This is a genomic window from Agaribacter marinus (assembly GCF_030160655.1).
Classification (GTDB): Bacteria; Pseudomonadota; Gammaproteobacteria; order Enterobacterales; family Alteromonadaceae; genus Glaciecola; species Glaciecola marina.
This window is the reverse complement of record NZ_BSOT01000005.1, coordinates 354,129-367,062: the sequence shown is the minus strand read 5'-3', so window position 1 is coordinate 367,062 and position 12,934 is coordinate 354,129. Positions and strand designations below refer to the sequence as shown.

Genomic DNA, 12,934 nt, shown 5'->3' with positions numbered 1-12,934 from the left:
CCGAAGTGGCTTTTAAGTTGAGTGCCGTGCTTTTACATGCTTTTTTTTGCTTTGTTAATTTATTTTAAAGCGCTGATTATTGCCGTTAAAACAATTCCATTGAAAAACGTTTGCACCGTTAGTCGTTTGTTGACCCGCTATATCTACGCATTTGTTTGATACCACTGAACGTATTTCATGGTACCCATCACCCTTATCATTTAGCGCCCAACGCTGATTTCTATCAGCGTAATTGCATACCCATTGGTGAATCTTCGCGCCGTTTAGAGTGCTGCCATTCTGTAATTCCATACATAAGCCGCTCTTTTTAGACGTTATCGCGTATTCATTATTGCCCAATTCAACGATGTCGAATTTTTGATTAATATTATTGCTGTTACAAGCCCATTGATGATAGACACTGCCGTTCCAAGTTGCGCCTTGTTTCACATCAATGCACTTATTGCTATGTTTAGCTTGAAACGCGATATTGGTTTTATCAAATCCATCATTGCCTGGTTGCTGCGGGTTATTATTGGTGCCGTCTGTGACTGGCTTATAGACTCTAATCCAATCGACGTACATTTTATTTTTGTTGTTGTTCGCTAAATCCGCATCAGAGGCCACAATGCCTTGTTCCGAGCGCCATGAATGATCTTCCGTATCCAAAATGATGAACATTTCTTGGTCCATATTAAGCCGGTTTTTATCCATAATGGCACCAGTGTGATCTTTGTCTCGCATGACGACCTGAGACCAAGCACCTTTTGTTGTTTTTTGACCATTTATATAAAACGTAACATCTGTAGGGCTCTTCCAGTAAGCGCCGAAACGATGAAAATTATCGCGCCAATAGGTACCAAACGGCGGTGTAAAATGCGTTTGATCATTGAAATCGCTGATGATTGCATTCGTCTGAGAGTTTCTTAAAAACACGTGGAAATTTGTCGACATGTTTCTCGCGAACCAATCTTGACTAGCCCCCCCATAAACTTCAAGAATATCTATCTCTCGTTGGTCATTTTGACTCAATAACCAAAAGTTGGAGGACAGCTCTAAATTACTGACTTTGATCCGTGCTTCCATGAAAATCGGATATTTTACCTTTGTCTTAGATGTAACAACGCCGGCATTTACCTTATTTGTGCCATTCCTGCGTGACGCACCAATAATGAGATTGCCGTCAGCAATCCAGGTTTCGTTACTGTTCCAATGCGTCAAACCTGGACCAGTCCAGTTTTTAAAATACCGGTCGTTCCACTTTTGGGTGAATTGGTTAGATTTCCCTGTGTAATTAAACGAATCAGAGTGAGAGCTTTGCAACTCCCATTTCATTCCATTACCCGCCGAAACTGGCACTGGAATATTATCCCAATCGTTTGCGAACGCGCTGATAGAAGACATGCAGATTGCTGTAAGTGCTATTATTTTTTTCATTCGTGTGTACCGTTTGTTTGTGTTCATTTTTTAAGTTACACACATTGTTAACATTGATCAACATATTGTTAACATTTCTCAATAATAAAATTTATTCTTTATTTATTAATAGCTTATGTATGAAATTTGCGACAGTACTTGAGAAATGAGGAGTATCTTTAGAGGTTTTTACTTTAGTGCGTGACACACTAAAAACGCAAAACACCCCTCAGACAATGCTATCTGAGAGGCAAGTTTGCAGTATCAATTTATCTTATACTCATGCCAGCACTAACATTTACCACGAGATTTCCATTGGTTATCAGGTCACCAATACTTAGGTCTAATACGCCACCGTCAATATTTGCGATAGGCATAAAGCCATCACCTTGCCCATCAATGTTAATCAGAACTTGAGCATCCCCACTATTTTCCGTTATCACAATATATTGTTGGATATCATCTGTTGATGCATCAAAATCAGATAAAACATGACTTAAATCTAATACATCGCCACCTAAACCTGTTTCAAATTCTAAGATTGTATCTACTTTCGAATCAAAGGCACTAAATACAAACGTATCTGCTCCAGAACCGCCATTCGCGATATCTTTGCCCGGACCAATTAGTATAGTGTCATCTCCTGCATCACCAAAGAGGGTATCATCTCCTTTACCGCCAACAATAAGGTCGTTACCGTCACCACCGAGTAGGGTATCTTCTTGTGATGTGCCAATCATTTCATCATCACCATGCGTTCCAAGTTCTGTAATACCCTGTTGATACTGCTCACCTCCAGCGTCGTTCCACCAACCCGCTGTGGCAATATTAAGGTTTTGCAACATTTCTGCCCGAGGGTTAGTATCATCGATACTATTGTACAGTCCCCATGACCCCCAAATACTTTGATTACCTAATGCGGTAAATTGCATAAATGGCCCGTCACCCAAGGCTCGCCATACATTCCAAAGTTCTTGGTAAAGATTTGCCATCTCAGGACTACGGACAAAATCTGTGAGAAAGCCTTGTAAACTTGCGAGTTCTTCTTCACTCAACCCCGCATTGAATGAATGGTGTATATGCTGACCACCTTCGTACAAAATCAAATCCATCCCGTACTGATCAACAAGCGCTTTTTGCTCCGCAAGTAACGCTGCAACCTCAGGGATAGAATTAGATGTAGCAGGATCTAGCAAGCTATCATGAATATAGGAAAATTCGTCTATATTGGAATCCTGAATGGCGTTTAGCAAATCTGAACGTAGATTTTCGTCATGCACAAAACTGCCACCAAAATATGAGGTAACGGCATAGGAATCAAATACTTCAAAAGGCGCAATCGCACTGTCTGGTTCATGAGTAAACCACTCTTCAGCCGTTATCAATCGGCTCGTGAGCCAGGGAGAAGTAACAAAGCCGCCAAGCACTTTGACAAGCTGTGTATCTGCAACATCGCCGTAAATATCATCTAGGATTAATGCCATGTTCGTTGCTTCTTTCACATAGTAACCAGCCCATGACTCGGCTCCCCATTCTTGCTGAGCTTGCTGATTTTGGTCCTGTGCTTGGGAAAAAGCCCAATTCCAAACTTCATTTGAGAGCTCAAAATTAGCCTTTAACCGAGTATCCAGGTTTTCATAAACGTACTTTGCAAACTCCCTAACATATTCGTCGCTCGCGTGATAAGGAAGCGTGAACCATGGATCAGCGCCTATTTTATTCGCTAATGCCACCATTATCTCCACAGGCGCACCAGCTTTCATGGCATAAGTAAAATTATCAGGTGAGGTTCTTTCAGACCACTCACGAATTTCAGAAGAATTAGTATTCATCCAATCCATAAAACGGATTTGTACCGCATCTTCGATAATATTTAACCAATCGGGATTGAAAACCTCGCCAGCATTATACAAAGCTTCATGCTCTGAACGGACTATCGATATATTGCGAATATAATCGCCAATATTATTTGGATCTGTGTCGGTAATGTTTACGCTGAAGTTGTTATCAACGTATTGAAACTCTATACGTCCTTCTTGCTGGCTAAGAATGTTCATTCCCCAACTTAACTCTACCGTACCTTCACCTTCATAAGTAAGCACATAAGTACCTAACCTACTTTCAACGGATGCTTCAAAATCTCCCCAAGCAAAGAAAGTAGATATACCTGCATAACCTTCAGGAATTTCGATAGGCCAGCCATTTTCATCAAGATACCCCTGTTGCTCAAGATCATCAAACCTCAATTGAGGGAGTGAACTACCATCTGGTGACCATGGAGGATCAGCAAACCATGTGCGACCTGTTTTCATGAAATCAATGAATGGTTGGGCAGATGTCCAATCGTTTATACCACTCAAGTTATACGCTAACGACGGATTTATCAAACCTTCAGCTCGATCAGCTTGTGATTCCAACAAATATATGCCAACTAGCGGTTCTTCAGGTGTTGGTGCACCTTCAATTTCGGTGATATTGTGTCCTATTGAGGCTGCTAATGCGGCGACTGAAATGGGTGTAAAGTGTTCACTCGTACCAAGCGCTATCCCGCTATTTCCAAAGCTAAGAAAATCGACTCCCTCTATGCTGTGTTCTGCGCCGTCCCATGTGATTACGATGTTATTCACAAAATCAAACTGCATACTGTCAGGGTTGTCTGTGAAATGAGCACCATATAATTCTGCGCCTGTATTACCCATCTGCGTGACTGCATAAGTAACGTGTTCATTTGAATTGTGCACAGGATCGTCACCTGTATCTTCTGATGGAAAAACGCCTGAGCGGGCATAGTTCGTTACAGCTTCCCATGCAATAGCTTGCATACTATCCGCTAATTCTTCAGAAGGAGCTTGGTAACTTCCTCCCCATTCATTAAATGTTGCTTCGGGCAGATTGTCAGGATTACGACCATAAATCGTTGCGTATTGGACCATGGTTAAAAAGTAATTACCTAAATCGTTAAGGTGGATGTCATCACTAAACAAATCACTGATATGACTCACACCCGGCACTTGACCCATTTCAATTGCGTCATGCATTGCAGCCATTGCTTGTCCGGCAGGAATGATATGCATGTATGGTTCATCGTCTTCGCGCTGAGCATTTACGTTATCAACGATACCTTCCCATCGTGATAACTCTTGGTCGAGACGATCACGCCAAGGGATATCGTCATTGTCATCATACGGTACATCTACACCTGTACCACTATCAATACTATGCCATGTTTCATACATGTACACTTGCACATCAGGGTTTGAGTCGACGGCTAGATTATAAAAGTTAGCGGCGTATGTTGAACTCTGACTCCAAGTTGTATGATTAATAAGTGGCACGGCTTCTGTGAGTACAAGTACATCTATGTTGCCTTGAGGCAAAACTGCCCGCGCATCTACTCCCTGAGCTTGATGAGAACTCAGCCAATTGTATTTCAATGGCGCACCGTTAATGACGTGATAGTTAATGTGTCCATCAGCACTCAGTGTATCAAGAGCAGAGTTCAGCATATCTGGCATTGTTATTCCCACAAGGCTATGCCCAACCATTAAAACATTGTTAGATAAATCATGAGCAATATTACCCGGCGGGTTCTCTGTATTTGGCGGCTCGTTTATTGGTGGATCTTGGAGTGTAGGAGCGCCAGCAATTGTCGTAATATTATGCCCTACTGCGGCGACTAATGCCCTTTCTGACAGCGGCGTAAAGTGGACGCTGTCGCCAATTTCTATGCCTCGATTACCGAAGCTAAGAAAATCAACGCCGTCTATGCTGTGCTCGATACCATCCCATGTCGTCACGAGGCCATTCACAAAATCAAACTGCATACTGTCGGGACTATCAGTGAAGTGGGCACCATATAACTCTGCGCCCGTATTAGCCATCTGCGTGACCGCATAAGTGACGTGATCATTTGAAGTATGTGCAGGTGGCTCATCTGCTGGCGGATCATCTACTGGTGGATCTTCTGAAATTGGTTCTTCTGGTGTGGGGGCCCCAGCAATTACCGTAATACTATGCCCTATTGCAGCGACTAAAGCACTTTCTGACAGCGGCGTAAAGTGAACACTGTCACCAATTTCTATGTCTCGATTACCGAAACTAAGAAAATCAACACCCTCTATGTTGTGCTCGACACTATCCCATGTGGTCACAATACCATTCACAAAATCAAACTGCATGCTGTCGGGGTTGTCAGTAAAGTGAGCGCCATATAACTCTGCGCCCGTATTAGCCATCTGTGTGACCACATAAGTAACGTGATCATTTGACGTATGTACTGGCTCTTGCGATGTGGGCGCACCAGCAATTGGCGTGATACTATGCCCTACTGCGGCGACTAAAGCACTTTGTGAAAGCGGCGTAAAGTGGACACTGTCACCAATTTCTATGCCTCGATTACCGAAGCTAAGAAAATCAACCCCCTCGATGTTGTGCTCAACACTATCCCATGTTGTCACAATACCATTCACAAAATCAAACTGCATACTGTCGGGGTTGTCCGTGAAGTGAGCACCATATAACTCTGCACCCGTATTAGCCATCTGCGTAACCGCATAAGTAACGTGATCATTTGACGTATGTACCGGATGTTCGATTTGAGAAACCCCATTTTCATATGGGGTTAAAGACTCTGCAATAATATAGGGGGAGTCAGTGGGGAATTCCGCAATTTCTTCAGCACTGATAAAAGAAGTATAACTAGAAAGTATAAAAAATGGGATGAGCTTGTTGTTTAATTGCTTTCGTCCTGTAAAACATTTCATAAACATATTCATTTTCGTCCATCTGAAAAAGGTAAAAAGAAGCCTATAACATAACATAAATGTTTGCAATTAAGCCCCATGTAACGATTGCTACTCAGCAAGCGTCCGATAAACGCCATCTAATTTCAACGCAATAACCAAAGGCTATTGGATTTCCAGTAGAGCATAAAGTCTCTATTGCCCTTAATCATACGTCTACTAAATAATACCATTCACTTTACTTTTATAAGTTCTACCCACACGAAGTTGCAGCTCAGATTCCATAGTAATGAATTCTGAACCAACACGTTTTACGTGTTGATTGTTCACTACATAAGATTTGTGCACTTGCGTAAACCCTTCTCCCGGCAGCATTGATACAACATTTTTTAGAGTGCTAGTAACTAGAATGTGCTGTGTTTTTCGCCAAACTTTGACGTAATTGCCATAACTTTCAAAATAACTGATCTCGGATAATTTGAATTTTTGCAATTCGCGATCAACTTTTAGCACAATGGTTACTTCACCATTTTCATTTTTTGCGGGAGCGTTGATTCTTCGTAGCTTATCCAGCGCTTGCTCGAATCGTTGGCGTGACACTGGCTTCAACAAATAATCACACACGTCCAATTCGAATCCTTCCAAGGCATATTCTTGGTATGCGCTGACAATAACGATGTGTGGTTTATTTGCCAGCACTTTTAGCATTTCGATACCATTCAGTTGCGGCATATTAATGTCGAGAAAAATCACGTCGACTGTGTCCCTTGACAGTCTTTGGAGCGCCTCAATTGCACTATAACACTGTCCAACCACCTGAAAATCTTTTGTATTTTCAAGGTGATGTAATATAACTTGATGTGCTAGCGGCTCATCGTCAACAATCAAAACACTTAGCATGGGAGCAATGCCAATGTTAAGCTCGAACACCATTTATTGTTGTGTTGCTTTGATACCAACTCAAAATTATTGGCAAAGAGTAATACCAATCTTCGACGCAGATTTTCCAAACCCAAACCTCCGGCTTCCTGGGCATTAGACTCAGCCATAACATGGTTTTCGCACTGCATTACTAATTGATTATCCTGAATTTCAATAGAAAGAAATAACTGCACATCTGTTCGTGATTTTTCAATGCCATGCTTAAACGCATTCTCGATTAACACTATGAGTAACAATGGGGGGATTAACCATTTATCACAGTTTGACGGTAAGCTTATATTAAACTCACAACGGCCGGCTAATCGAATACGCTGCAATGCGAGGTAGTTTTTAATGTAGTCAATTTCACTGGATAAATTGACACTTGGCTTTTGTCCTTCATACACCGTGTATCGCAAAAGGTTGGAGAGCTGCAATAACAATTCTGGGGCGTCTTCCGATTTTTTGAGTGTTAAGGCATATAAATTGTTAAGCGTATTGAATAAAAAGTGAGGATTAATTTGTTGTTGCAAAAGTTTTAGTTCGGTCAAGGTTTGCTGTCGTGCCACAACCTCCACTGCCGTGTTTTGTTGTTGTCGTTCAAAAGCAAGTATCACAGGGGTCGATACTGCTAAGATGGCAAAGAAAACCTGAAAGTTAATTGGATCAAATGGATTATTGTTTTCAGAGGGTATCAAAGTCAAATTATCCTCATTCAAGGGAAGCAATAACGCAATTGAGGTCAAGATAGGTGTAAATACGATAATGCAGAAGATACAGGCAATAATGAATCCAAAAACACCATGCTTTCCTAAAACGTTGCGAATCAATACATAGCGATTTAACCAATAAACATACCCTACTGATGTTGCCAAACACATAAATTGCAGCCAATACGATAGAAATAGGCTTAGGTTATTGGTGACTCTTTCAGAATCAATGATTGGCCTTATTGGTTGGTTATTCATAGGATCTACAGTAGATACAAACATAGCAGCAACAATTGTCGCCCACGATACAAGTAACAAAGCGACGACACTATTGAGCGAAAGTAAGGTTGACATCCATTGTGAGGTACGTGTTTCGCTTCTTTCCTGCATTAGCAGACTACCTCGATGAAAAATACTCGCCCCCCATGCTAAACCAAGACTTTGAAGTGTTGGCACTGTAGCTGAATTGTCGAATACTCTAAAATCAAAAACCATCAACATCGCAGGATACGCGACAAAACCTGCCAACCAAATTAGTAGCGCCTGAATCCCCTTGGATCGCAAGCTGAGATAGTGACTACACATAAAGGGTAAGAACAGGATAAAAGTGCAAAAGGCGATCTTTAATGCCATTTCAACGGTCGTTACCTTATTCATAAATATCAGCAAAATAGCATCAATCAACACGGCGGTGACAATAGGCAATAATATAAATATTTGCTGTTGTAATAAAACTAGTCGCTTAACACTCAATGAAGGTAGCATTGGTTTCCTCTGGCTTTCATCCTTAGGCAGTCTTTTCCCAACTAACCTTGTCGCCAGCAATATTGTCACACGTCACCCTGTCACGTCCGCTTTTCGATGACGAAATTACGGTTTTTCCTGACGAATGGCGTTTATAGCGGTTTGTCATCCATTTGCTGCCTTTAGTCACTAAAGCATTGAGAGCATCATCTCCTTTATTTAGATTGATTGGCAGTTTATTCATGAGACTCATATATGCTTTCTATAAATTCACTCAACAAAGTTTATTCTGATGGCACACACGCATTACGTGACATCAACCTCCAATTACCGACGGGCATGATTGGCCTGCTTGGTCCAAATGGCGCTGGAAAATCAACGTTAATGCGCACACTAGCTTGCCTTCAATCTGCCGATACCGGCAGCGTGCTACTTAACGGCGTGGATATTACAAAGCAGCCTATGAAAATGCGACGTCAGTTGGGCTATCTGCCACAATATTTTGGTGTTTATCCTAATATGACTTGCCGTGCATTGCTTCAGCACATGGCTATATTAAAGGGTATAACAAACAAATACGAGCAATCACAACAAATTGACAATCTCTTGGCACTCACAAACCTTAGCGAAGTAGCAGATAAAAAGGTTACGGCCTTTTCAGGTGGCATGCATCAACGCTTCGGCATTGCTCAAGCATTATTGGGATCACCGAATATTCTGATAATGGATGAGCCGACAACCGGACTCGATCCAGTAGAGCGTCAACGGCTACACAATATGCTCGTCAATATTAGCCAAAACAAACTGGTGCTTTTGTCAACACACATTGTTGAAGATATTGAGAACTTATGCACATACGCGGCAATCATGATGAGGGGGGAAATCGTCGAAAGTGACCGCGTCGATGCTTTGTTGTCTGTACCTGCCAGAAATGTATGGCTAACACGAAACAAACCGCAAAATAAGCGCTCAATCTTGTCCATGACCCACTATATGGGCATATGCAAATACCGAGTGATGAGCGATGTTCAGCCCGACTCCTCTGCCGAAAAAGTTAACATAACGCTGCAAGATCGCTATTACCTAGAACTCGCTAAACAGGGCTACGATAATGCTGTTGCTTAATGAATTTCGCTTTTTGTTTCGACAACCTCTGGTTTGGTTGTCACTGGTAATACTGCCGTTATTCTCTACACTATTGGCCATAGGATCAGGTGGTGAAAATACTGATTCTGGAAAGCAACTTATCTATCTACACAGTGCACTCATTATGCTCGCAGTACCTATTCTCGTTGGCGCAATTTCTGCCCTGCTGTTAATACGCGATAACACCTACAATATGCATGCGTTAGTCGCTGCTACACCTATCAGCTACACAAAACGTTTGTTAGTAAGATACAGCGCGTTAAGCATCTTTAGTATTAGTATGACCTTTGTCGCAATGATGTTGATAAGCATTATTTTGTGGCAAAGAACAGGGAGCTTTTTACTGAGCACAACGCTAATTCATGCCGCTGTGTTTTTGTTACCTTCGGTTTTACTCATGAGCGCTATCGCTATATGGCTATCGTCGAAACAATACGGTGTGTATTCATTGTATGCAGTGTTTGCCGCAATATGGTTAGGCTACGTGGCATTAGCAAGCTTATCTGGCTCGCCAATTTTGGCAGGAAGCACCATCGCAAATAACGCTTTATTGTCTATGATGATTTGGCTTGACCCGTTTGGTTTGACAGCATACTTACAAGCGCTACTGTCTGGTGAGCATGCGGCAATAGACATGCAAGTATTGCTAAATCGCCTAATTATATTGACGCTGACATCTGCGATTATTTATAACGCTTTGCATCAAAAAACACCGCCCAAACCACACAGTAATCTTAAGATAAAACAACCTCAGCCTATAAACCCAAAGCATTCGAGTACTATGTATCATCAAATCGGTACGCAAGCAGCCCCGATTCAAATACTTGCTGAACTGAGCCGCACGGCACTGAACAACTTAATAAGCAATAAATTGAATTTATTGATTCTGTGTGGGTGGATTGTGCTAGTTTTTAGCGAAGCCAGTGCAGGACTTGACTACGCAGAACCCTTCTCGGTGGTTCAACCGACCAGTCATGATGCGTTGAACAGAGTCCTATGGGATGTTGTTGCAAACTTAGGTGCCCTACTCGTTCTTTTTTGGACATGGCAACTCGCATGGTTAAATAAACGTTCACAAATACATGAGCTTATTGCTGCATCCCCCGTAAGTTCAACCGTTCTAGTTGGTAGCCAGATTATTGCAACAACGGCAATGTTATGCATTCTTGCTTTGGCAACAGCCGTGGGTACAAGTTTGGCTGAATGGTTATTGCAAAGTGAGTGGAACCTTACCCTATATTTGCAATATCTTGGGTTAGCATTTTTGCCACTACTACTCTTAGCTGGTGTTTTTATTGCGATTAATACATGCTGCAGACATCAGCTATTAGCAATCGGTCTTAGCCTATTTGTTTTGGTTGTTAAATTTACGTCTTTTACTTCCCTGCTCGGTATTGCCCACCCACTATGGAATATTGCGGGAACGCCAATGGTGATGGGCGACATGCAGTGGGGGTTTTCTGCGAGCGGTGAAAGCTATATCCCCTTCATCGGCGTATGGTTGCTAGTCATTGGAAGTGTTATGGTCTTGTCAGTACTACGGTCACATCGTGGTACCGCAATGATTGCTAACAGAGAAGCATTTTTATCATCTAGAAATATATGGCTAATTTGCTTTGGTCTGGCCACTTTAGCTGTTACACACCAGTTACTCAAATTGCAACATCCGTTTATAGGCTTTAGCACAAGCGATCAATGGCGTGCCGCCTATGAAAAGCAATATAGCCATTGGCATGAGATACCTCAACCCACTGTTATTCATATTAACGCCAACGTTGACTTTTACCCAGATGACTCAATGGCAGAATTGAATTTAGACATGCTGTTAACAAACAATACTAAAGAACGTATTGAGCGGGTTCTTGTCGGCGGTTTTGCTGCGCAAGACTACCAACATATTGCCTTGGATGACGCATCACTTACTGAATTTGATGAGGTATTAAACCAGTATCAGTTTACGTTAGCTACACCTATGACTGAGGGCGAAACAAGACACCTTACAGTAAAATTCATATATAGACAGCCGTCACTTTTCGCAGCCTCTATGCACCAAATAGTTAGGCCAGAATTTAGCTATATCCGGGGCATCCCAATTGTGCCATCAGTTGGCTTTAACCCAAAATACCGCATTCGAAATAATGACATTCGCGAAGCGCATGGTGTAGACCGTATTCCGTCGTTGCCGCCATCAGAAATATTCAAACATCCGCAAGACGACGTAGGTCAATATGATTGGGTTACCATACATTCTGTTGTATCAACTACCGAATCTCAATTTGCAATCGCACAAGGTGACTTAGTAAGACAATGGACCACTGATGATAGAGCCTATTTTGAATATAAATCATCGGGTCCAATACGTAATATTCCTGCATGGCTGTCAACGCCCAACGCACCGACCTCGACGAGCGTTGAAGGCAGGCAGTTATCCGTATTCAGTCCTGCCTCTGCACAAATCGATGCATTTCATTTGCAGGCGATGCAATCCACCGTTGACTGGTTTACGACTAACGGTATGACGCATGAGTTTGGACATCTTAATTTAATTAGTATGCCTGACATTGGACCTACCGGTTATGCCCTGCCGGGTATCGTGCTTATAAACCACAAGGTGGGTTTTCGAGCTTATCCAAACGTGCATGCTGGCTTTGACCAGCGCTTTCGCCGCACGGTACATGAAACAGCACATCAGTGGTTTGGACATGGTATTGGTAATGGCGTAGATCATGATAGGGCATTTTTGATCGAGTCGCTGGCCAAATATATTGAGTTGGTATTAATTGAGCAAGCGTATGGAAAAGAAGCAGTAACCGCATTAGTCGATTACGAGCGAGAGCGGTTTCGATTGCAACGCGCCAACAATCAATTGTTACCACTATCTCTAATTGATGCGCGCGCAAGCTTTGAAATGTACTCAGCGGCGTCAGTCGTGTTCGACACCTTGCGTAATGAAATAGGTGACCAACCAATAATAAATGCATTGAACGTCATTTGGAATCACCATAAGTATCCGCAACGCCCCGCCACATCAATGGATTTTATTAGGGCATTAAAGCACCAATTAGGCAAAGACTGGGATGACAGAATAGATGAACTATTTCTCTCACCTTTGACGATTGATAGCATCGTGATAAACAAAAGTTCAACAGCGCGTTATCCCGACAGTTTTACGGTCTGATTGGTGTGGAAAAATTGAAGCAGACAAATATGACGCTAAAAAAACGTATACCGCTCAGGTGCTCGCTGACACAGTTGCAACGAATAAACTCCCCAATA

7 protein-coding genes are annotated in these 12,934 nt (G+C 42.2%); 2 read left to right on the top strand and 5 right to left on the bottom strand.

Annotation, left to right across the window (positions count from 1 at the left end):
- Positions 1-54: 54 nt before the first annotated feature.
- From QQK00_RS03265 to QQK00_RS03245, 5 genes are all read right to left on the bottom strand, one after another.
- A complete protein-coding gene (locus QQK00_RS03265) occupies positions 55-1,416 on the bottom strand; it encodes an RICIN domain-containing protein (protein ID WP_284216042.1) in 1,362 nt (453 codons plus the stop codon).
- 248 nt (positions 1,417-1,664) lie between these two features.
- Positions 1,665-6,158 carry a type I secretion C-terminal target domain-containing protein gene (locus tag QQK00_RS03260; RefSeq protein ID WP_284216041.1) on the bottom strand — a complete coding sequence of 1,498 codons (4,494 nt, stop codon included), beginning with the start codon at positions 6,156-6,158 and terminating at the stop codon, positions 1,665-1,667.
- A gap of 198 nt (positions 6,159-6,356) precedes the next feature.
- Positions 6,357-7,037 carry a LytR/AlgR family response regulator transcription factor gene (locus tag QQK00_RS03255; protein ID WP_284216040.1) on the bottom strand — a complete coding sequence of 227 codons (681 nt, stop codon included), beginning with the start codon at positions 7,035-7,037 and terminating at the stop codon, positions 6,357-6,359.
- A complete protein-coding gene (locus QQK00_RS03250) occupies positions 7,031-8,533 on the bottom strand; it encodes a sensor histidine kinase (RefSeq protein ID WP_284216039.1) in 1,503 nt (500 codons plus the stop codon). Before QQK00_RS03250 ends, QQK00_RS03255 begins: the two co-directional genes overlap by 7 nt.
- 22 nt (positions 8,534-8,555) lie before the next feature.
- Positions 8,556-8,756: a hypothetical protein gene (locus QQK00_RS03245; protein WP_284216038.1), complete on the bottom strand. Its 201-nt coding sequence runs from the start codon at positions 8,754-8,756 to the stop codon at positions 8,556-8,558.
- A gap of 11 nt (positions 8,757-8,767) precedes the next feature.
- On the opposite strand from QQK00_RS03245, the gene QQK00_RS03240 reads away from it, so the two are divergent.
- Positions 8,768-9,637, top strand: a complete 870-nt coding sequence (locus QQK00_RS03240; protein ID WP_284216037.1) for an ABC transporter ATP-binding protein — start codon at positions 8,768-8,770, stop codon at positions 9,635-9,637.
- Positions 9,624-12,836, top strand: coding sequence for a M1 family aminopeptidase (locus tag QQK00_RS03235; protein ID WP_284216036.1), 3,213 nt, complete (start codon positions 9,624-9,626; stop codon positions 12,834-12,836). Before QQK00_RS03240 ends, QQK00_RS03235 begins: the two co-directional genes overlap by 14 nt.
- Positions 12,837-12,934 lie beyond the last annotated feature (98 nt).